The sequence below is a fragment of the Pseudomonas sp. H1_D04 genome (genome assembly GCF_054683855.1).
In genome coordinates this window covers 618,173-639,347 of the sequence record NZ_CP162826.1, presented here as the reverse complement: position 1 = coordinate 639,347, position 21,175 = coordinate 618,173, and the positions used below count along the sequence as shown (strand labels likewise).

Here is a 21,175-nt window from a genome sequence, read left to right as displayed (position 1 = left end):
AGGTGGTGGCAGTCGCTTTTTAAGATGCTCAAGGAGAAGAACTCATGAGCTTTGGATCAGATATAGGTAGCTATTTGACGTCTTCCGATAAATTTGAAGCCCACTTGATTATTGAGGGCGAAGAGCCGACCCCGATCAATTTCGACACCTATGAAGTGAGCTATATCGAGGGCTTCCAATTCTTTATTCGCGTGGGGCTTGAGGACAACCCTGGTTCGAAAAACGAATTGACCCTTGAGGCCCGTGAGCTGAAAACAGGCCAGACCTACCCTATCGGCCCACAAGCACCGGGGATCAAAGCGAGCTTTGGCCTGGAAGGCTATGTTGAGTATTTCCCGGCTGATTATTCGGGTTTTCTGACGGTTGAGCGCATTGAGCGTAGCGATGTTGGTAATACAACCCTAAGTCTGCGTTTTTCGATCTATTTCAAACCCGATGGCAAACCAGAGATGGAAGTTAGTTGCCAGACTCTTGAACTTTCAGCCTTTGCGGCAGGGGGGACGCCGGTGGGCGGTACGTTTGAAAAGGCGTCAAAAGGCAGCACTGAGGCAGCGCTTGCACCGATTCCAACGTTTTGTGAGATTGCGGTCAGGGTGAATGGGGGATACGAAGTCATAGATTTGGGGAATATTTACTTTGTCAGATACCCGGACTTGAGCTTCTTCATACAGTGCACGCCACGAAATGGCTCCACGCGCGCAACGCTTGAATTTCGTGGCGATGAATTGAAGGCCTACACCAATTATCCGATCACCGGAATTGATGGCCGGAAGCGTCAGGCAGGCAGTGTTGACACATTTTTTATATTGCGGCCTGAATTCTCAGGTAGCTTTTCTGACCCCACCGGAGAATTTCGAGTTCTGCGTACTCACGATTCCGAAGAAGGATTCTGGTGTCAATGTGAGTTTGAGTTTTCAGTGACTGCGGGTGGCTCAGAATATAAGGTTGAAAGCCTTGTATTCCAGATTCAAGTCAGTGAAGCGAACGCGTGAGACAGACGCCAGATCTCAATGAAACGTTAGGCATAAAAAAACCGCTTCCCGGCAAGGAAGCGGTTTTTTAGTTCAGCGTGATCAGAACAACTTCAACGCCGGTGCTTCTTCTTTCAACGGCTCATTCTTCGCCGTCTGCTCGTTCCAGCCGCCGCCGAGGGCCTTGTACAGGTTGACCTCGCTGGTCAGCTGCGCCAGGCGGTCGGTGATCAGCGATTGCTGGGCACTGAACAGTTGGCGTTGTGCGTCGAGGAAGGTCAGGTTGCTGTCGACACCAATGCGGTAGCGACGCTCAGCCAGGCGGTAGTAATCCTGGTTGGCCCCGACGAAGCCACGCTGGGCATCCAGTTGCTGCTTGTAGGTCTCACGGGCGGCGAGGCCGTCGGAGACTTCCTGGAAGCCGGTCTGGATGGCTTTCTCGTAGTTCGCCACGTTGATCTCTTTCTGGATCTTCGAGTAGTCCAGGCTTGCGCGCAGGCTACCAGCGTTGAAGATCGGGATGTTGATCTGCGGTGCAAACGACCAGGTGCCCGAACCGCCTTTGAACAGACCGCCCAGGGTCGGGCTTGCGGTGCCCGCACTGGCCGTCAGGGTGATGCTCGGGAAGAACGCTGCACGGGCCGCGCCGATGTTGGCGTTGGCCGCCTTGAGGTTGTACTCGGCCTGCACGATGTCGGGACGACGTTGCAGCAGGTCCGATGGCAACCCGGCCGGCACGTCGCTGAGCAGGTCATCCGACAGTGGCTTGCTGGCGATATTCGCCGGCAGGCCGGTGCCCAGCAGCAGGGTCAGGCTGTTTTCGTCCTGGGCCACCTGGCGGGTGTAACGCGCCAGTTGCACGCGGGCGTTTTCCACCGACGTGCGGGCCTGGCTGAGATCGAGGGCCGAGGCCACGCCGACTTCGTTGCTGCGCGAGGTCAGTTTGAAGCTCTGCTCGAACGCGCCCAGGGTGTCCTGGGTGAGCTTGAGCAGTTCCTTGTCGGCCTGCCAGGTCAGGTAGGCATTGGCCACACTGGCCACCAGGCTGATCTGGGTGCTGCGCCGCGCTTCTTCGGTGGCGAAGTACTTCTGCAGCGCTTCTTCACTCAGGCTGCGGACACGGCCGAACAGGTCCAGCTCGTAAGAACTGATCCCCAAGCCAGCCGAGTACTGGCTGGCGATGGTTGCTTCACCGGTCTGCGACAGCTTGGCCGGCGTACGCGAACGGCTGCCGCTGCCCGTGGCCGATACGGCCGGGAACAGATCGGCGCGCTGGATCTGGTACTGCGCGGCATAGGCATCGATGTTCAGGGCAGCAACGCGCAGGTCACGGTTGTTTTCCAGCGCAGTCTTGATCAGCTGTTGCAGGGCAGGGTCATGGAAAAACTGTCTCCAGCCCTGCTCGGCAGCGGCCTGGTTCGGCGCCTGGGCCGGCGAATACGCCGGCCCCTGCGGGAACTGTGCCGCCACCGGCGCTTCGGGGCGCTGGTAGTCAGGTATCAGCGAGCAGCCACTGAGCACGAAGGCGGTGACGGCTAGGGAAAGTAGCGACTTGCTCATTGGCCAGCCTCTTTAGGAGTTTGCTTAGGTTCAGTCTTTTTACGCTCGCCCGCGGCGGACACGGTTGCAAAGAACAGTGGCACCCAGAAGATCGCCAGGACAGTGGCCGTGATCATACCGCCAATTACGCCGGTACCGATCGCGTGCTGGCTGCCTGAACCGGCGCCCGAGGAGATCGCCAGCGGCAGTACGCCGAGGACGAACGCCATGGAGGTCATGATGATCGGACGCAAGCGCATACGCGATGCTTCGATGGCGGACTCGACAATACCTTTGCCTTGTTCGTGGAGCTCTTTGGCGAACTCCACGATCAAGATGGCGTTCTTCGCCGCCAGACCCACCGTCACCAGCAAGCCCACCTGGAAGAACACGTCGTTGGACAAGCCGCGCATGCTGGTGGCGATCAACGCACCCACCACGCCGAGCGGAACCACCAGGATCACTGCGATCGGGATCGACCAGCTTTCGTACAGTGCCGCGAGGCACAGGAACACCACCAGCAGCGACAGCGCATACAACGCCGGCGCCTGGGAGCCGGAGAGGCGTTCTTCATACGACAAGCCCGTCCAGGCGTAGCCCACGCCCGCTGGCAATTGCTTAGCGATGCGTTCGACTTCGGCCATGGCGTCACCGGTACTGTAACCCGGTGCCGGCGTACCGAGGATTTCCATCGCCGCCACACCGTTGTAACGCGAGAGTTTTGGCGAACCGAAGATCCACTTGCCCGAGGCGATGGACGACAACGGCACCATCTTCCCGGAGTCGCTGCGCACGAACCATTTGTTCAGGTCTTCCGGGGACATCCGGCTGGCGGCTTCACCTTGCACGTAAACCTTCTTCACCCGACCGCGGTCGATGAAGTCGTTGACGTAGCTACCACCCAAGGCAATCGCCAGGGTCTGGTTGATGCTCGACAGGGTGATGCCTTGGGCACTGGCCCTCTCGTCGTCAACGGTGAGTTCGTACTGCGGCTCATCGTTCACGCCGTTAGGGCGCACACCTGCCAGGATCTTGCTTTGTGCTGCCATACCCAGGAACTGGTTACGTGCCGCCATCAGTTTGTCATGGCCGACACCGCCTTGGTCTTGCAGGAACACGTCGAAGCCGGTGGCGTTACCCAGTTCCAGTACAGACGGCGGAACGATGGCAAATACCATGGCGTCCTTGAAGGTCTGCATGAAGTAGCCCTGGGCGCGCTTGGCGATCTCGAATACCGAGGTGGAAGCATCACGCTCGCCCCACGGTTTGAGCATCACGAAAGCCAGGCCCGAACTCTGGCCACGACCGGCGAAGTTGAAGCCGTTCACGGTAAACACCGATTTCACGCCTTTGCCTTCGCCCGGCTCGCCTTCCTTGTCGTTGAGAAGGAACGCGCGCATATCGTCGATGACTTTTTGCGTCCGTTCAGCCGAAGAGCCGACTGGTGTCTGCACCTGGGCAAAGATCACGCCCTGGTCTTCATCGGGCAGGAACGCAGCAGGGATGCGCATGAACAGCCAGATCATGCCGGCGATGATCAGCGCGTACACCAGGAACGCCGGGATCTTGTGCTTGATCATGTTGCCCACGCCGCGCTCGTAGCTCAGTACGCCACGGTCGAAGGTGCGGTTGAACCAGCCGAAGAAACCACGCTTGGGTTGGCCGTGCTTCTCGGGGTCGATCGGCTTGAGCATGGTGGCGCACAAGGCCGGGGTGAAGATCAGGGCAACCAGTACCGACAGCGCCATCGCCGAGACAATGGTGATGGAGAACTGTTTGTAGATCACACCGGTGGAACCACCGAAGAACGCCATCGGCAACAGTACCGCCGACAGTACGAGGGCAATACCCACCAAGGCGCCCTGGATCTGGCCCATGGATTTGATCGTCGCGTCTTTCGGCGATAAGTGCTCCTCGGCCATTACCCGCTCAACGTTTTCGACCACAACGATGGCATCGTCCACCAGCAAGCCGATGGCCAGGATCATGCCGAACATGGTCAGGGTGTTGATGGTGAAGCCAAACGCGGCCAGGATCCCGAAGGTACCCAGCAATACCACCGGCACCGTCATGGTGGTGATGATGGTGGCGCGGAAGTTCTGCAGGAACAGGAACATCACCAGGAACACCAGCACGATTGCTTCGACCAGGGTGTCGACGACACCGGAGATCGATTCGGTCACTACAGGCGTGGTGTCATAGGGCACCACAGCCTTCATGCCAGGCGGGAAGAACGGTTCGAGCGACGCCACAGTGGCGCGGATGGCTTTGCCGGTGTCCAGCGCGTTGGCGCCCGACGCCAGCTTGATCGCCATACCCGAAGCGGGCTTGCCGTTGAACTGTGCAGCAATGCTGTAGTTCTGGCCACCCAGCTCAATACGGGCGACATCCTTCAGGCGTACCTGTGAACCATCGGTATTGACCTTCATCAGGATATTGCCGAACTGCTCGGCCGTCTGCAGGCGGGTCTTGCCGATGATCGTGGCGTTCAACTGGGTGCCGGGCAGGGCAGGCAGGCCGCCCAGTTGGCCGGTGGCCACCTGTACGTTCTGTGCGGAAATCGCCGTGCTGACATCCACCGGCGTCAGCTGGTAATTGTTCAGCTTTGCCGGGTCAAGCCATATACGCATGGCGTACTGCGAACCGAACACCTGGAAGTCACCCACACCAGCGGTCCGTGAAATCGGGTCCTGGATGTTCGAGACGATGTAGTTGGAGAGGTCGTCCTTGGTCATGCTGCCGTCTTCCGACACCAGACCGATTACCATCAGGAAGTTCTTCACCGACTTGGTCACGCGGATACCCTGCTGCTGCACTTCTTGCGGCAGCAGTGGGGTCGCCAGGTTTAGCTTGTTCTGCACCTGAACCTGAGCGATGTCCGGGTTAGTGCCCTGGTTGAACGTCACGGTAATCGTCATGCTGCCGTCGGAGTTACTGTCCGAGGAAACATAACGCAGGTTGTCGATACCGTTGAGCTGTTGCTCGATGACCTGTACCACGGTGTCCTGCACGGTTTGTGCGGACGCGCCTGGGTAGGTCACCTGAATATCAATGGCGGTCGGCGCAATGGCCGGATACTGGTTGATGGGCAACTTCATGATCGAAAGTGCCCCGACCAGCATGATCACCAGGGCAATTACCCAGGCGAAAATGGGACGGTCGATAAAAAATTTCGACATGGATTACTCCCCTTTGCCAGCAGCGGCAGCAGGAGCAGCAGCGGAACCTGCGGGCTTGGCGTTGTCAGCGTCCTTGACCTTGACCTCAGCGCCCGGCTTGACGTACTGCAGCCCTTCGGTGATCAGGCGGTCCCCGGCGTTCAGGCCTTTTTCCACCAGCCAGTAGGCGCCGGCGGTGCGGTTGGCCACCAGTTCACGCTGCTCGACATTGTTGTCGGCGTTGACGATCAGCGCTGTTGGAATACCCCTGAGATCACGGGTCACGCCTTGCTGCGGTGCCAGGATGGCTTTGCTGTTCACACCGGCTTGCAATTGGGCGTGTACGAACATGCCCGGCAGCAGGGTGTGGTCAGGGTTAGGGAACACTGCGCGCAGGGTGACCGAGCCGGTGGTCTGGTCGACCGAGACTTCGGAGAACTCCAGCTTGCCGTCCTGGCCGTAATCGCTGCCGTCTTCCAGGGTCAACTTGACCTTGGCGGCATTCGCACCGGCTTTTTCCAGCTGGCCGCTTTCCAGGTCGCGGCGCAGTTTCAGCATTTCAGCCGACGACTGCGTGACGTCGACGTAGATCGGGTCCAATTGCTGGATCACGGCCATCGCATCGGCCTGGCCGTTGCTGACCAGTGCGCCTTCGGTGACGGCAGAACGGCCGATACGCCCGGAAATCGGCGCGTACACCTTGGTGTAACGCACATTGATCTGGGCGGTTTGAACGTTTGCTTCGGCAGTCATGCGGTTCGCGACGGCGGTGTCGTATTCCTGACGGCTGACGGCTTGTTCATCAACCAACTGCTTGTAGCGATCGGTGATGGACTTGGTCTGGGTCAGCGTGGCTTGTGCGCTTTTCAGGGTGGCCTCATAGACCGACGGATCGATCTGATACAGCTGCTGGCCTTCCTTCACGTCGGCGCCTTCTTTGTACAGACGCTTGAGGATAATGCCGTTGACCTGAGGGCGAACTTCCGCGATGCGGTAGGCGGTGGTGCGGCCTGGTAGCTCGGATGTCAGAGTAAAGGCTTGCGGTTGAAGGGTGACCACGCCGACCTGAGGGATTTGAGCGGGCGGAGCCGCTTCTTCCTTTTTACATCCGCTGAGCAGCGATGCCAGGGCGACGGCAGTGACCAGAGCGGTAACAGCTGGCTTAAGTTGCATGAAGATCCTCGGGTCAGGCGCGCAGGGTGCGCACAAGAAGGGTGGAAGGGTAAAAAACAGGCTGTGAGTAGATAAGTAGCTTGCTACGCAATATACTTACGTTCATGGTTGTTTGTAAACTCTTGACAGGCTTCGCGCAATGTTGACAAAGCAACACCCGAAGCCTCGATTCCATTACGTTCGACACCCATGACGGTGTCGTCCCACAAATATTCAGATGATCGTTCGCGTCTATTAACGTTGCGTTAACGATAGTCTCAAGTGTCCTGATTGAGGTTCTACTGCCATGGTTCGTCGCACTAAAGAGGAAGCTCAGGAAACGCGCAGCCAAATTCTTCAAGCCGCCGAGCAAGCCTTTTACGATCGCGGCGTCGCGCGTACGACGCTGGCGGACATCGCCGCGTTGGCCGGCGTGACGCGGGGCGCGATTTACTGGCACTTCAGCAATAAGTCCGACCTGTTGCAGGCGCTGCTCGACACGTTGCATGAGCCGCTGGACGAATTGGCCAGGGCCAGTGAGAGCGAGGACGAACTCGATCCATTGGGGTGCATGCGCAAGCTGCTGATTCATCTGTTTCATCAAGTGGCCCTGGACCCGAAAACCCGCCGCATCAATGAGATTCTGTTTCATAAGTGCGAATTCACCGATGAAATGTGCGACATGCGCCGCCAGCGCCAGACCCACAGTCTGGAATGCAATCTGCGCATCGGCCTGACTCTGCGTAATGCGGTCCATCGCGGGCAACTTCCGGAAAACCTCGATACCACCCGCGGTGCTGTTTGCATGCATGCCTACATCAACGGGCTGATTGGCCAGTGGCTGTTGGTCCCCGACAGCTTCCAATTGCATCAGGAAGCCGAGCGCTGGGTAGATGCAGGGCTAGACATGCTGCGTCTGAGCCCGAGCCTGCGCAATTGAAACAAAATGCGTAATTGCATCAGGTTGTGTCAACAGTAAAGCTTAAGGACGGTCAATCGTCCTTCTGCCTGATTGGTGGGATGACTTTATATACGGGCTGGTGGGCGGTTGATAGGTAGCCGCCTAAGTATTTTGTAGGGATTTTGTTGCTGTTCTGTGAAGCAATGTAGCCAGAACCTGTAGGCCGCCAACAACGTGAAAGGGGGCTTGCCCCCGATGGCAGTGGTTCAGTCAACACATACAGTGACTGACGCACCGCCATCGGGGGCAAGCCCCTTTCTCATTTGGTTTTAGTTTCGGCCGATTAAAGCGGCAGGGTCGGGTAGTCGATGTAACCCACCGGGCCCTTGCCGTAGAAGGTTTCCGGGTGTGCTTCGTTGAGCGGCGCATCGGCCTTCAGACGTGCTGGCAGATCCGGGTTGGCAATGAATGGTACGCCCCAAGCCACCGCATCCGCTTTGCCCTCGGCCAGCCAGGCATTGGCGCTGTCTTTGGTAAAGCGTTCGTTGGCGATGTATACGCCGCCGAACGCTTTTTTCAGTTGTGGGCCGAGGCTGTCGGCGCCTTCTTTTTCACGGGAGCAGATGAAGGCGATGCCACGTTTGCCCAGTTCGCTGGCGACGTAGGTGAAGGTTTCCGCGAGGTTATCGTCGCCCATGTCGTGGGAGTCGGCACGCGGTGCCAAATGCACACCCACACGCCCGGCGCCCCAGACTTCGATGGCTGCGTCGGTCACTTCCAGCAGCAGGCGCGCACGGTTTTCCAGGGAGCCGCCGTAGTTATCGGTGCGCTGGTTGGTGCTGCTTTGCAGGAACTGGTCGAGCAGGTAGCCGTTGGCGCCGTGGATTTCCACGCCGTCAAAACCAGCGGCCTTGGCGTTTTCGGCACCGGTGCGGTAGGCGTCGATGATGTCGGCGATTTCAGCTGTTTCCAGGGCGCGCGGGGTAGGGTAGTCGGCCAGTGGGCGAACCAGGCTGACGTGGCCTTTTGGCTGGATCGCACTCGGCGCCACCGGGGTTTCGCCGTTCAGGTAGGACTCATGGGAGATACGACCCACATGCCACAGTTGCAGGAAGATCTTGCCGCCCGCGCCGTGAATCGCCTTGGTCACGTTGGCCCAGCCGCGCACTTGGTCGTTGGACCAGATGCCTGGGGTGTCCGGGTAGCCCACGCCCAGCGGGGTCACGGAGGTGGCTTCACTGAGGATCAGCCCGGCGGACGCACGTTGCACGTAGTACTCAGCCATCAGTGCGTTGGGTACGCGGCCTTCATCAGCGCGGCAGCGGGTCAGCGGCGCCATGATGATGCGGTTCGACAGTTCCAGGTCGCCCAGTGTGATCGGATCGAAAATAGTCGTCATGGGAAAACACCCTTCTCTTTGAAGTTGATCAGTTGGTCGCAGGGGCCAGGTCGGCATCGCCGCCCTGACGGAAAGTAATCAGGGTTACCAGCAGCGCCAGGATCGCCAGGGCCGCTGCCGCCAGAGGCACGCTGGTCAGGCCGAAGCCGTGGGCGATCACGCTGCCGCCGACCCAGGCGCCGAGGGCGTTGCCGATGTTGAAGGCGCCGATGTTCAGGGTGGACACCAGGTTCGGTGCGGCCTTGCCGAAGGTCACCACGTTGATCTGCAACGCAGGGACAGCGGCAAACGACGCGGTAGCCCAGAGGAACAGCGTGATTTCAGTCGGGATCACCGCGACGCTGGTCCAGCTCAGTGCGGTGGATACCACCGCCATGCTGATAAACACGCCGATCAAGGTTGCGGCCAGGCGTTTGTCGGCCAGTTTGCCGCCGATGATGTTGCCCACGGTGAGGCCCAGGCCGATCAACAGCAGGGTCCAGGTCACGCCTTTGGGGGGCACGCCGGTGACATCGCCGAGCAGCGGCGCAACATAGGTGAAGAGGGTGAACATCGATGCGGCGAACAGCGCAGTCATGCTCAGCGACAACCAGATGCCGGCACCTTTGAGGGCGGCCAGTTCGGCGCGCATGTCGAGTTTTTCTTCGTCACGCTTGGCTGGCAGGAAGCGGATCAGGCCGATCAACGCCACCACACCAATCACCGTCACCGCCCAGAAGGTCGAGCGCCAGCCGGCTTCCTGGCCCAACGCGGTGCCCAGCGGCACGCCGAGTACGTTGGCGAGGGTCAAACCAGTGAACATCAATGCCACGGCCGAAGCGCGTTTGTTGGCTGGCACCAGGTTGGCCGCCACCACCGAGCCGATCCCGAAGAACGCGCCATGGCATAGCGCGGTAACCACGCGGGCAAACATCAGCACGTTGTAGTCGCTGGCCAGGGCGCAGAGCAGGTTGCCGACAATAAAGATGCCCATCAACGCTACCAGTGCGGCCTTGCGCGGCAGCTTGGCGGTGGCCAGTGCCATGAAGGGCGCGCCAATGGCTACGCCTAAGGCATAACCGGTGACCAGCCAGCCGGCGCCGGGGATCGACACGCCGAGGTCTGCCGCCACATCGGGCAACAGGCCCATGATGACGAACTCGGTGGTGCCGATGGCGAAGGCGCTCAGGGCCAGTATGAGTAGCGAGAGGGGCATTTGGGTTTCCTTGTTACAGCGCTGCGTTGTCGTCAGCGCTGAGTTCTGTGGTGAGCGCCGCAAGGAAGGCCTGGATGGTTTCCTCGTTGCGTTTGAAGAAGTGCCACTGCCCGGCCTTCTGGCTACTGATCAAACCCGCCCGTTGCAAGGTGGCCAGGTGGGCCGACACGGTCGACTGGGACAAGCCGCAGCGTTGGTCGATCTGACCGGCACAGATGCCGTATTCGTGGTTATGCAGTTGCTCGGGGAATTGCACTTTCGGGTCTTTGAGCCAGGTGAGGATGTCTCGTCGTACTGGGTGCGCCAGGGCTTTTATTATTTCGTCGAGGTCGATGGACATGGCAGGTGCTCAGTGTCGTAAAGCGTTATATCGCGATGAGGCGAACATTAAATCGTTATATCCCGATATACCAATATGATTTTGGTCTTAACTCAGCCCAAATCGTTATATCGGGTTATAACGATACGTTGACGGCAGTGCTAGACTGCGCGCTATGAATTATCTCGCACATCTGCATCTGGGCGGCCAACTTCCTGCACAACTGCTGGGCAGCCTCTATGGCGATTTCGTCAAAGGTCGCCTGCAGGGCCAGTTCAGCCCGCCCATCGAAACGGCGATCCAGCTGCATCGCTCCATCGACCGCTTCACCGACAGTCACCCGCGGGTGGGAGAGGCGTTGTCGCGTTTCAGCCTCACCCGCAGGCGTTATGCGGGAATCGTCCTCGACGTGTTTTTCGATCACTGCCTGGCGCGGGACTGGGCTCTGTATGCCGACCAACCCTTGGAGCACTTCACTTCGCAGGTGTACCGCGTGCTGGCGGCCGAACCGCAGTTACCGGGGCGCTTGGCGCAGATTGCGCCGTATATGGCGGCGGATGATTGGTTGGGTTCGTACCGCGATTTTGCGGTGATGGAGCAGGTGTTGCGGGGGATTTCGCGACGGCTGACACAACCCCAGGAATTAGGGTTTGCGATGCAGGAATTGCGTGAGTTGTATGAGCCGTTGAGTGAAGACTTCCGGATCTTCTACCCCGAACTGCAAGCCTTCGCGCATAACCACCTGACAACACAAAGCTAAATGTGGGAGGGGGCTTGCTCCCGATTACGGTGTGCCAGCCACCACTGATGCTGGCTGATCCACTGCTATCGGGAGCAAGCCCCCTCCCACATTTGGAACAGTGTCTGGCTCATATCACGCGGCAAAGGCTGGTCGCGTCGCTACTTGTTCAGTCTCCGGCACCGGCCCAAACAACGCTCTCTGCACCGCCTGCTGCGCCTGATGCGCCAGCGCCGCGCGTTCCTGCCCGGCGCAGGCAATCGGCTTGAGCACATGGATCTCCACATCGCCCTGATCATTGCCGAACAAGCGCATCAGGTGCGACAGCAAATCATCATCGCCAATAAACGGTGCCAATGGGTCCACTTGCCCATCGCGCAGATAACGAATCGCCACCGGTTGAAGCGCCACGTCCGCATCAATCGCACTGGCCAGCAAGCGTCCGTGGAAGGTACGCAGGCTGCGCCCGTCGGTGGTGGTGCCTTCGGGGAACATCAGCAATGGATGCTGTTGTTCCAGGTGACGGGTCATCTGCTTGCGGATCAATTGGCTGTCGCCCGAACCACGACGGATAAACAGGCTACCGGCCTTGGCTGCCAACCATCCCGCCACCGGCCAGGTGCGTACTTCCGCCTTGGACAGGAACGACATCGGCGCCACCGCGCCCAGCAACGGAATATCGGTCCAGGACACGTGATTGCTCACCCACAGCATCGGCTGCGTCGGCAACTCACCGTGCACGGTCACGCGAAAGGGCAGGGCGTTGGTCAGCCGCGCCATAAAGAATCGCGACCAACGCTGGCGCCGCACCATGGAGTTGGCGATGCCCAAGCGCTCGAACACACCAAACACACTGGCCATGCTTAAACCCAGCGCCACGACCACCAGCACGCGGGCAATGCGCCCGTACATGCGCAGGCGGCTCATCACATGGCCGCCTTGAAGTGGCGCGCATAACGCGGGCACAACTCATCGCGCTTGAGCAGGATGAACACGTCGGCCACCTGGAAATCTTCATCCCAGCACGGCTCGCCGCAGATCTTTGCGCCCAGGCGCATGTAGGCCTTGAGCAGCGGAGGCATCTCCGCGATTACGTTGGTCGGCAGGTCCAGCGCCGGCAGCGGTTTTTTCGGTTCGGCGCGCAGGTGTTCGTTGCACAGGTAGCGTTCGCGCAGGCGCTGCATGATTGCGTGGGCCTGGATGCCGCCGTCGTGCATCGGGATGCTCGCGCAGCCCATCAAATAGCTATAGCCGCCTTGGTTGAGGACTTCAGCCAACTCGCCCCACAGCACAGCGATGGTGCCTCCGTTACGGTAGGCCGGGTCGACGCAGGTGCGGCCGATTTCCAGGATTGGGCCTTGCAGGTGCAGCAAGCCGTGCAGGCTGAATTCTTCTTCGCTGTAGAACCGGCCCAAGGTGCTGGCAGCCTGGTGGTCGAGCAAACGGGTGGTGGCGACGAGTCGTCCGCTGTTCAAATCCCGCACGCCGATGTGGCTGCAGTGAACATCATAGTCATCCATGTCCAGACCCAGTTCCGCGCCTTTCAGCTTGGCGTTGAACTCGCCGCTGAATACGTTGAACCGCAGGGCCTGGGCTTCCTGCAACGCTTGTGCGCCAACCAGGCGTTCGGCTTGCAGACGGCGTTCATTGCCGGTGTCGCTGATGCGGGCGATCTGAGTCATGGCGAATCTCCGAGTGCCAGCCACGTTCCGGCCGGTCGACTTGTTTGTCCAAACTCAGGCTATGTAGGCTCGGTGTCATCTCCATGAAGTTATGGTGACGCTTGGATGACAGCCCCTTTGTCGCAAATCTGTCATCACCCTCGGCTAGGCTCGCGGGCTTGAATGCCCCCTTGAGTCTGTGTCCATGGTCAGAGGCCTGCTGTGCGTTGCCCTGCTGTTTGCCACCGTTACCGCCCGCGCCGACACCTGGCCCGACAAGGACTGGGCCAAGGGCACGCCGCTCGCCGGGCCCGCCACCCAAGCACTGGATGCCTACGCGTTCCCGCCGCGTGACGATGCCACTCGCCAAGGCGTTCGCACCGATGCGCTGCTGGTGATCCGCGACGGCCAGATCATCTATGAACGCTACGCCGCGCCCACCACCGCCGACACGCCGCACCTGACCTGGTCCATCAGCAAGAGCCTGATGGCCACCGTTCTGGGCGTCGCCTATGGCGATAATCGCTTCAAACTGACTGACCCGGTGGCGCGCTTCTACCCGCCGATGAAGCAACATCCCACGGTGACCATGGCCGACCTGCTGCACTGGGCCTCGGGCCTGGACTGGCAGGAAGACTACGAATACGCCCCGCTGAAATCCTCGGTGGTGGCGATGCTCTATACCCGTGGCCGTGCCGATATGGCTGAGTTCGCCGCCAATACCGAATCCTTCAGTGCACCGGGCCAGGTCTTCCGCTATTCCAGCGGCGACAGCAATATTTTGTCCGCCGCGCTCAAAGGCATGCTGGGTCACAAGGCTTATATGAGTTACCCGTGGGATGCGCTGTTCAAGCCGCTGGGCATTCGCAACGCCACGTGGGAAACCGATGCCGATGAAACCTTCGTCGCCTCGTCCTATGCCTACCTGACCGCGCGCGATTTGGCCCGCGTCGGTTTGCTGATGGCGCGGGACGGTCGCTGGGGCGAGCAACAATTGCTGCCTGAAGACTGGGTGGCTTTCAACCGCCAGCCCTTCGCCAACTACAAGGCCGGTCAGGACGAAGCCGTCCCTGGCGGTCATTGGTGGCTGAACCAGGGCACCCCGCGACCCTGGCCCGACGCCCCCGCCGACACCTTTGCCGCCCTCGGCCATTGGGGCCAGGCGCTGTACGTGATGCCCACCGAACACCTGGTGATCGTGCGTTACGGCGACGATCGCGACGGCAGCTACCGCCACAACGAACTGCTCAAACGCGTGCTCGCGGCGGTGCAACCATGATCCGTCGTCGGCCGTTTACCAGTGTCTTTTTACTGTTGGTCCTGGGCCTGCTGGGTTGGATCTGGCACGAGCGCGTTAACCTGCAAGCCTTCCCCGACATCATTGCGGCGTATACCGCCAAGGAGTATTGCTCGTGCCGGTATGTGGCGAACAATCCAGCCGATTATTGCCGGGGATATGTGAAGCAGTACGTGCCCACCAGTGCGTTCAGTGATAACCCGGAGCGCAGTGAAGTGACGGCGAGCGGGTTGGGGCGTACGCACCGTGCACGCTGGTTCGGCGACCGCCAGGGCTGTCGCCTGAGTCCTTGACCCGTCTCGCTTCCACATTGGATTTGCGCCGCTTGTGACATTGCGCTTAAGGTTCGTGCAGGTTTTTTCCCCACGAGTCCTTAATGTTCAACGCGTCTGTTATCAAACCCCTGGCCTTTGCCCTGCTGGTCGCTGCCGCCGTACCCGCCCACGCCGATTGGTACCTGGACAACGAGTCCTCGCGCCTGTCGTTCGTCACCACCAAAAACACCGAGATCGCTGAAGTCCATCGCTTCCTGGTGCTGCACGGTAAGGTCGACAGCAAGGGCGCGGCGCAATTGGAAGTGGAGCTGGAGTCGGTCAACAGCAGCATCCCGCTGCGTGACGAGCGCATGCGCAATCAGCTTTTCGAGATCAAGACTTTTCCTGATGCGCTGATCAGTGCACAGATCAACCTGCAACCGATCAATGACCTTGCCCCTGGCGCGCAACTGGAATTGCGCCTGCCGCTGAACGTCACCTTGCACGGCAAAACCCAGACCTACAGCGCAGAACTCCTGGCCACGCGCCTGGATGACCGGCGTTTCCAGGTGGTGACCCTGGAACCTGTGGTGTTGCACGCCGAGGACTTCGACCTGGCACCGGGTGTGGCGGCATTGCGTGAAGCGGCGGGGCTCAAGTCGATCAGCTTGTCGGTGCCGGTGGGTGCGGTGCTGATTTTTACGGCGCGCTGACGTGAGCGGCGCGGTGTTCCCGTGGCGCAGCGCCAACCGTTTCGAGTTGTTGATCGACGGACCGAATTTCTTTCCACAAATGCTCGTGGGCATTGCCCGCGCTGAGCGCCAGGTGGATCTTGAGTTGTACTTGGTGGAGGCGGGCGCGTGCGCCGAAGCGCTGGTGCAGGCGCTGGTGCTCGCCGCCGAACGTGGCGTGCTGGTGCGTTGCCTGTTCGACGACTACGGCAGTCTCGCGTTCACCCTGGGACTGCGTAAGCGTTTGACCGATGCCGGTGTGGTGCTGCGTTTCTACAATCGCCTGAGCTGGCGCCGTTGGATGCGCAACCTGTACCGCGACCACCGCAAGCTGCTGCTTATCGACCAGAATATCGCCGTGGTCGGCGGCACAGGCGTCACCGATGAATTCTGGACGCCGGGCGAAGACACCGCCGAATGGCACGAAGTGATGGTGCAGATCAGCGGCCCGCTGGTGCTGGATTGGCAGGCGCTGTTCGATCGCCAATGGCACGCCAACGTGGCGCGCCGGGAGTGGAAACCGGCCACCCATTTCGGCTTGCCGCGCCTGCCCAAAGTACCAGCGACCGGCCCGGGACTGGGCCGTGTCGCGTATGCGGACGCCCGTCAGCACCGCGACATCCTGCAATCGCTGATCCGCGCGCTCAACAGCAGCAAGACACGAATCTGGCTGGCCACGCCGTATTTCTTGCCCACATGGGGCGTGCGCCGTGCCTTGCGCCGGGCGGCAGGGCGTGGGGTAGATGTGCGTTTGCTGCTCACCGGCCCGCGTACCGATCACCCGTCGGTGCGTTACGCCGGGCATCGTTATTACCCACGCTTATTACGCTCGGGCGTGCAGATCTTTGAATACCAGCCGTGCTTTTTGCACCTGAAAATGGTGCTGGTGGACGATTGGGTCAGCATCGGCTCGTGCAACTTCGACCACTGGAATCTGCGCTTCAACCTGGAAGCCAACCTTGAAGCGTTGGACCCGGAATTGACGCTGGCGGTGGAAGGCAGTTTCGAACGGGATTTTGCCCAGAGTCAGGCGGTGAGCCTGGATGCTTGGAAGGCGCGACCGTTGTGGCGGCGGGTGAAGCAGCGGGTGTGGGGGTGGATTGATCGGTTGGTGGTGAACGTGCTGGACCGACGCGGCTAGCAAGAACACTGAGATCAAATGTGGGAGAGGGCTTGCCCCGATAGCGATGACTCAGCTCCAGATCTGCTGGCTGGTACACCGCAATCGGGGGCAAGCCCCCTCCCATATTGTTTGAGCGCGTCAGGCCTTAGAGCAGTTCGAACGTCTGCTGCTGCACATCCCGGGAGTCTAGGCCGATCTGCACATTGAACTCGCCGGGTTCCGCCGCGTACTTGAGCTGGGTGTTGTAGAACTTCAAGTCTTCCTCGGTGATGGTGAAGTGCAAGGTGCGCTCTTCACCAGCCTTGAGCATGATTTTCTGGAAGTTCTTCAGTTCTTTGATCGGACGGATCATCGAACCCGCGACGTCCTGGATATACATCTGCACCACGGTTTCGCCGTCGACCTTGCCGGTGTTCTGCACCGTGACGCTGGCGTCGAGCTTGCCGGTCTTGTTCAGGGTGGTGGACGACAGCGCCATATCCGACAGGCTGAACGTGGTGTAGCTCAGGCCATAACCAAACGGGAACAGCGGCCCGGTGGTGTCATCGAAGTACTGCGAGGTGTAGTTGCCCGGTTTGCCTGGGGTAAACGGCCGGCCGATGGTCAGGTGGTTGTAGTAGGTCGGAATCTGGCCCACGGAGCGTGGGAACGTAATCGGCAGCTTGCCCGACGGGTTGTAGTCACCGAACAGCACGTCGGCGATGGCGTTGCCGCCTTCGGTGCCGGCGAACCAGGTTTCCAGGATCGCGTCGGCCTGTTGGTTCTCTTCCAGGATCGACAGCGGGCGGCCGTTCATCAGCACCAGCACCAGCGGCTTGCCGGTGGCCTTAAGCGCCTTGATCAGGTCGCGCTGGCTTTGCGGGATGTTCAGGTCGGTGCGGCTCGACGATTCGTGGGACATGCCACGGGACTCACCCACGGCCGCGACTATCACGTCGGCATCCTTGGCCGCTTTGACGGCCTCATCGATCAGCACCTGCGGTGCGCGCTTGTCATCCACTACTTCTGGGGCATCGAAGTTGAGGAAGTTGAGATAGTCCACCACCGCCTTGTCGTTGGTGATGTTGGCGCCACGGGCGTAGATGATCTTGCCTTTCTCGCCGATGACCGCATTCAAACCGTCGAGCAGGGTCACCGATTGCTCCGGCTTACCGGCTGCAGCCCAACTGCCCATCATGTCGATCGGCGCCTTGGCCAGTGGGCCCACGAGCGCGATGGTCGCGGATTTTTTCAGTGGCAGGGTGTTGTTCTGGTTTTTCAGCAATACCAGGCTGCGCCGCGCGATATCGCGGGCCTCGGCGCGGTGCAGGCGGCTGTCGGCATAGGTGTCTGCCGGGTCATCCTCGGCCTTGCCGATGCGCAGGTACGGGTCCTTAAACAGGCCCATGTCGTACTTGGCGCCGAGCACTTCGCGCACGGCGTTGTCGATGTCGCTCTGTTCGATCTCACCGGACTTGAGCAGCCCAGGCAATTCCTTGCCGTACAGCGAGTCGTTCATGCTCATGTCGATGCCGGCCTTGATCGCGAGCTTCGCGGCTTCACGCCCGTCCTTGGCCACGCCGTGCTTGATCAGTTCGAAGATCGCGCCATGGTCGCTGACGGCCAAGCCTTTGAAGCCCCAGTCCTTGCGCAGCAGGTCGTTCATCAGCCAGGTGTTGGCAGTGGCAGGCACGCCGTTGATCGAGTTGAGCGCCACCATAACGCCGCCGGAGCCGGCCTTGATCGCCGCGTGGTACGGCGGGAGGTAGTCCTGGTACATCTTGACCGGGCTCATATCGACCACGTTGTAGTCGCGGCCGCCTTCCACCGCGCCGTACAGGGCGAAGTGCTTGACGCTGGCCATGATGCTGTCGGCATTTGCGGGGCTGGCGCCCTGGAAGGCCCGGACCATGACTTCGGCGATTCGCGACACCAGGTAGGTATCTTCGCCGAAACCTTCGGAGGTACGGCCCCAGCGTGGGTCGCGGGAGATGTCGACCATCGGCGCGAAGGTGATGTCGAGGCTGTCAGCGGCGGCTTCCTGTGCAGCGATGCGCCCTGAGCGGCCGATGGCGTCCATGTCCCAGCTGGAGGCCAGGGCCAGGCTGATCGGGAAGATGGTGCGGTGACCGTGGATCACGTCATAGGCGAAGAACATCGGGATCTTCAAGCGGCTGCGCATGGCCGCGTCCTGCATCGGACGGTTTTCCGGGCGGGTGATGGAGTTGAACGTGCCACCGATGCGGCCGGCGGCGATTTCCTTGCGGATCAGCTCGCGGGGCATTTCGGGGCCGATGCTGATCAGGCGCAATTGGCCGATCTTCTCATCGAGGGTCATCTGCTTGAGCAGGTCGCTGACGAAGGCGTCCTTGTCTTTAAGCGCAGCAGGCTTTGTTTCTGCCCAGACGGGGTGGGTGGCCAGCGTGGCAACAAGGCCGAGCAAACACAGCTTCTTCATGAATATCCTTTTTCGGCTCACTGCACAGCAAACATGCGCTGTTCTGCCAAAATGTGGGGAACATATGTTGTTGTTCGAGTGTTATTGCAGAAAATGCACCACACTTCTGAACTCTTATTTGCGCTGGGCATCTTTTTAGCTGAATGATTCGATGCAATCCAGTAGTGGGAGCGGATTATGCCCCAAGCGCGCGGTTTATAGGGTCAGTCGTCAAATTCCATCAAGATTGCTCAGGAGAGACACCATGCAAGCAGCACAAAGTTACCGCTGGGGCTTCAAAGCCGCAGCTTTGCTATTGATCAGCACGGTGCTGAGCGGTTGCGGCATCAACACTATCCCCACCCTGGACGAACAGGCCAAAGCCGCCTGGGGCCAGGTGCAGAACCAATACCAACGCCGCGCCGACCTGATCCCTAACCTGGTGGAAGTGGTCAAAGGCTACGCTGCCCATGAACAAGACACCCTCACCGCCGTGATCGAAGCGCGGGCCAAGGCCACCTCGATCCAGGTCGACGCCAGCACCCTCGACAATCCCGAGAAACTCAAACAGTTCCAGCAAGCCCAGGACGGTTTGAGCGGCGCGCTTAGCCGCTTGATGGTGGTGTCCGAGCGCTACCCGGACCTTAAGGCCAACCAGAACTTCCTGGCCCTGCAATCCCAGCTTGAAGGCACCGAAAACCGTATCGCCGTGGCCCGTCGTGATTTCATCCAGGCCGTGCAGGCCTACAACACAGAGATCCGCACCTTCCCAGGTCGTCTGTGGCACAGCGTGATGTACAGCGACTTGCCGATCCGCCAAACGTTTGAAGCCACCAGTGCCGATGCCGATAAAGCACCGCAAGTGAAGTTCAAGTAAGCCGATGCGCTTATTACGGATAGGGCTGGCACTGTGGCTGCTGGCCTGCGTGGGCGTGGCCCAGGCAGCGCTGACCTTCCCGGAGTTGACCGGACGGGTGGTCGACAACGCCCAGATGATCGACCCGACGGTGCGCGCGCAGTTGTCCCAGCAGTTGCAGGCGCTGGAGCAAACCGCCGGCGACCAGATCGTGGTGGTCACCGTGCCTGACCTGCAAGGCGTGCCTATTGAAGACTTCGGTTATCAACTGGGGCGCCACTGGGGCATTGGCCAGAAGGGCAAGGACAACGGCGCGCTGTTGATCGTCGCCCGCGATGAGCGCAAATTGCGCATCGAAGTCGGTTACGGCCTGGAAGGCGTGCTGACCGATGCGCAGTCCTGGGTGATCATCAACCAGGTGATCACCCCCAAATTCAAAACCGGCAATTTCAGCCAGGGCATCAGCGACGGGGTGGCCGCGATGATCCAGGTGGTGGGCGGTGAGCCATTGGCGGTACCGGCCCATGTGGCCGATGCCAATTTTGCCAAGGATAATCCCGGGTTTTCCATCGGCCTGGTTATCCTGCTGATTGGCGTGTTGTGGCTTTGCAACCGTATGGGCCTGCCGGTGGGCGCGATCCTGCTGGCGATTCTCAGCAGCAGTGGACGCGGCGGGGGAGGCGGTGGCGGCGGTGGTTTTCGCGGCGGCGGTGGCGGCTTCGGCGGCGGCGGTGCTTCAGGTGGCTGGTGATGACAATAACTAGAAAAGAGCATGTACAACCATGGCATTACTGACTGAACACGAGCAACGCCAAGTCGCTGAGGCGATTGCCCGGGTCGAGCAACAGACCGACGCCGAGTTGGTTACCGTGCTGGCCGCGCGTGCCGACGATTACGCCTACATCCCCTTGTTGTGGGCCAGCTTGATCGCCTTGGTGGTGCCGGGTGTGGTGCATTACCTGTCCGGCTACCTGACCATGTACACCTTGCTGCTGGCGCAATGGGCGACGTTCATCGTGTTGTGCCTGGTGTTCCGCTTGCCCAAGGTCACGACCCGCTTGATCCCGCGCTCCGTGCGGCACTGGCGCGCTTCCAACCTGGCGCGCCGGCAGTTTCTGGAGCAGAACCTGCACCACACGCTGGGCAGTACCGGGGTGCTGATTTTTGTCAGCGAGGCGGAGCGTTATGTGGAAATCCTGGTGGACGATGGCATCTCCAGCCGCCTGGATGACAGTCATTGGGATGGGATCGTCAGGGCGTTTACCCAGCAGGTGAAACAGGGGCAGACGCTGGCTGGGTTTATTGCGTGTATCGATGCATGCGGTGAATTGCTGAAGGTGCATGTGCCGGTAACGCAGACCCGCAATGAACTGCCAAACCGGCTGGTCGTACTGGAATAGCCCCGCCACCACTGGCTGAAAATGTGGGAGGGGGCTTGCCCCCGATTGCAGAGTGTCAGTCAAC

Annotated in this window: 19 protein-coding genes; 10 read left to right on the top strand and 9 right to left on the bottom strand. The window is 60.2% G+C overall.

The features are described 5' to 3' along the window. Positions 1 to 44: 44 nt before the first annotated feature. Entirely contained in the window at positions 45 to 992 is a 948-nt protein-coding gene (locus AB4N82_RS03080; protein WP_122764893.1) for a hypothetical protein, read from the top strand. An 81-nt stretch (positions 993 to 1,073) separates the two neighbouring features. On the opposite strand, the gene adeC is transcribed toward AB4N82_RS03080, so the two are convergent. Genes adeC through AB4N82_RS03065 form a run of 3 tightly spaced genes read right to left on the bottom strand, consistent with a single transcriptional unit; the run spans position 1,074 to position 6,841 of the window. Next, complete coding sequence (gene adeC, locus AB4N82_RS03075) at positions 1,074 to 2,531, bottom strand: AdeC/AdeK/OprM family multidrug efflux complex outer membrane factor (protein ID WP_095184043.1); 1,458 nt, start codon at positions 2,529 to 2,531, stop codon at positions 1,074 to 1,076. After that, the gene (locus AB4N82_RS03070; protein WP_032888352.1) at positions 2,528 to 5,689 is read right to left on the bottom strand and encodes an efflux RND transporter permease subunit; all 3,162 of its coding nucleotides are present in this window, start codon (positions 5,687 to 5,689) and stop codon (positions 2,528 to 2,530) included. The genes adeC and AB4N82_RS03070 overlap by 4 nt, the downstream gene beginning before the upstream one ends. A gap of 3 nt (positions 5,690 to 5,692) precedes the next feature. Further along, entirely contained in the window at positions 5,693 to 6,841 is a 1,149-nt protein-coding gene (locus tag AB4N82_RS03065) for an efflux RND transporter periplasmic adaptor subunit (protein WP_122764894.1), read from the bottom strand. Between the two features lie 286 nt (positions 6,842 to 7,127). Here AB4N82_RS03065 and AB4N82_RS03060 point away from each other — a divergent pair, with 286 nt between their 5' ends. Next, positions 7,128 to 7,760, top strand: a complete 633-nt coding sequence (locus AB4N82_RS03060; RefSeq protein ID WP_032888346.1) for a TetR family transcriptional regulator — start codon at positions 7,128 to 7,130, stop codon at positions 7,758 to 7,760. Between the two features lie 304 nt (positions 7,761 to 8,064). Here the strand turns inward: AB4N82_RS03060 and AB4N82_RS03055 are convergent, their stop codons facing one another. Genes AB4N82_RS03055 through AB4N82_RS03045 form a run of 3 tightly spaced genes read right to left on the bottom strand, consistent with a single transcriptional unit; the run spans position 8,065 to position 10,655 of the window. Continuing rightward, a complete protein-coding gene (locus AB4N82_RS03055; RefSeq protein ID WP_032888343.1) occupies positions 8,065 to 9,120 on the bottom strand; it encodes an alkene reductase in 1,056 nt (351 codons plus the stop codon). Positions 9,121 to 9,148: 28 nt separating this feature from the next. Next, on the bottom strand, positions 9,149 to 10,315 hold the full coding sequence (locus tag AB4N82_RS03050; protein ID WP_122764895.1) for an MFS transporter: 1,167 nt from the start codon (positions 10,313 to 10,315) through the stop codon (positions 9,149 to 9,151). 13 nt (positions 10,316 to 10,328) lie between these two features. Further along, the gene (locus tag AB4N82_RS03045) at positions 10,329 to 10,655 is read right to left on the bottom strand and encodes an ArsR/SmtB family transcription factor (protein WP_012722694.1); all 327 of its coding nucleotides are present in this window, start codon (positions 10,653 to 10,655) and stop codon (positions 10,329 to 10,331) included. 154 nt (positions 10,656 to 10,809) lie between these two features. On the opposite strand from AB4N82_RS03045, the gene AB4N82_RS03040 reads away from it, so the two are divergent. Further along, positions 10,810 to 11,394: an acyl carrier protein phosphodiesterase gene (locus AB4N82_RS03040; RefSeq protein WP_122764896.1), complete on the top strand. Its 585-nt coding sequence runs from the start codon at positions 10,810 to 10,812 to the stop codon at positions 11,392 to 11,394. 114 nt (positions 11,395 to 11,508) lie between these two features. Here the strand turns inward: AB4N82_RS03040 and AB4N82_RS03035 are convergent, their stop codons facing one another. Then, positions 11,509 to 12,300, bottom strand: a complete 792-nt coding sequence (locus AB4N82_RS03035; protein WP_460104373.1) for a lysophospholipid acyltransferase family protein — start codon at positions 12,298 to 12,300, stop codon at positions 11,509 to 11,511. Further along, the gene (gene olsB, locus AB4N82_RS03030) at positions 12,300 to 13,055 is read right to left on the bottom strand and encodes an L-ornithine N(alpha)-acyltransferase (RefSeq protein ID WP_032888332.1); all 756 of its coding nucleotides are present in this window, start codon (positions 13,053 to 13,055) and stop codon (positions 12,300 to 12,302) included. The genes AB4N82_RS03035 and olsB overlap by 1 nt, the downstream gene beginning before the upstream one ends. A gap of 184 nt (positions 13,056 to 13,239) precedes the next feature. On the opposite strand from olsB, the gene AB4N82_RS03025 reads away from it, so the two are divergent. From AB4N82_RS03025 to AB4N82_RS03010, 4 genes are all read left to right on the top strand, one after another. Continuing rightward, positions 13,240 to 14,313, top strand: coding sequence for a serine hydrolase domain-containing protein (locus AB4N82_RS03025; protein ID WP_122764897.1), 1,074 nt, complete (start codon positions 13,240 to 13,242; stop codon positions 14,311 to 14,313). Next, a complete protein-coding gene (locus tag AB4N82_RS03020) occupies positions 14,310 to 14,624 on the top strand; it encodes an amidase (RefSeq protein WP_095184047.1) in 315 nt (104 codons plus the stop codon). The genes AB4N82_RS03025 and AB4N82_RS03020 overlap by 4 nt, the downstream gene beginning before the upstream one ends. 83 nt (positions 14,625 to 14,707) lie before the next feature. Next, entirely contained in the window at positions 14,708 to 15,298 is a 591-nt protein-coding gene (locus tag AB4N82_RS03015) for a YceI family protein (protein ID WP_032888323.1), read from the top strand. A gap of 1 nt (position 15,299) precedes the next feature. Then, positions 15,300 to 16,457 (top strand): phospholipase D-like domain-containing protein, encoded by a 1,158-nt coding sequence (locus tag AB4N82_RS03010; protein ID WP_122764898.1) that lies wholly within the window; start codon positions 15,300 to 15,302, stop codon positions 16,455 to 16,457. A 127-nt stretch (positions 16,458 to 16,584) separates the two neighbouring features. On the opposite strand, the gene bglX is transcribed toward AB4N82_RS03010, so the two are convergent. Continuing rightward, positions 16,585 to 18,876, bottom strand: coding sequence for a beta-glucosidase BglX (gene bglX, locus AB4N82_RS03005; protein ID WP_095184048.1), 2,292 nt, complete (start codon positions 18,874 to 18,876; stop codon positions 16,585 to 16,587). A 244-nt stretch (positions 18,877 to 19,120) separates the two neighbouring features. On the opposite strand from bglX, the gene AB4N82_RS03000 reads away from it, so the two are divergent. From AB4N82_RS03000 to AB4N82_RS02990, 3 genes are read left to right on the top strand one after another with little or no spacing between them, the layout of a single operon-like run. Then, complete coding sequence (locus tag AB4N82_RS03000; RefSeq protein ID WP_095184049.1) at positions 19,121 to 19,732, top strand: LemA family protein; 612 nt, start codon at positions 19,121 to 19,123, stop codon at positions 19,730 to 19,732. A 4-nt stretch (positions 19,733 to 19,736) separates the two neighbouring features. Further along, complete coding sequence (locus tag AB4N82_RS02995; RefSeq protein ID WP_122764899.1) at positions 19,737 to 20,462, top strand: TPM domain-containing protein; 726 nt, start codon at positions 19,737 to 19,739, stop codon at positions 20,460 to 20,462. A gap of 31 nt (positions 20,463 to 20,493) precedes the next feature. Beyond that, positions 20,494 to 21,111, top strand: a complete 618-nt coding sequence (locus AB4N82_RS02990; protein ID WP_032888481.1) for a TPM domain-containing protein — start codon at positions 20,494 to 20,496, stop codon at positions 21,109 to 21,111. Positions 21,112 to 21,175: the final 64 nt, after the last annotated feature.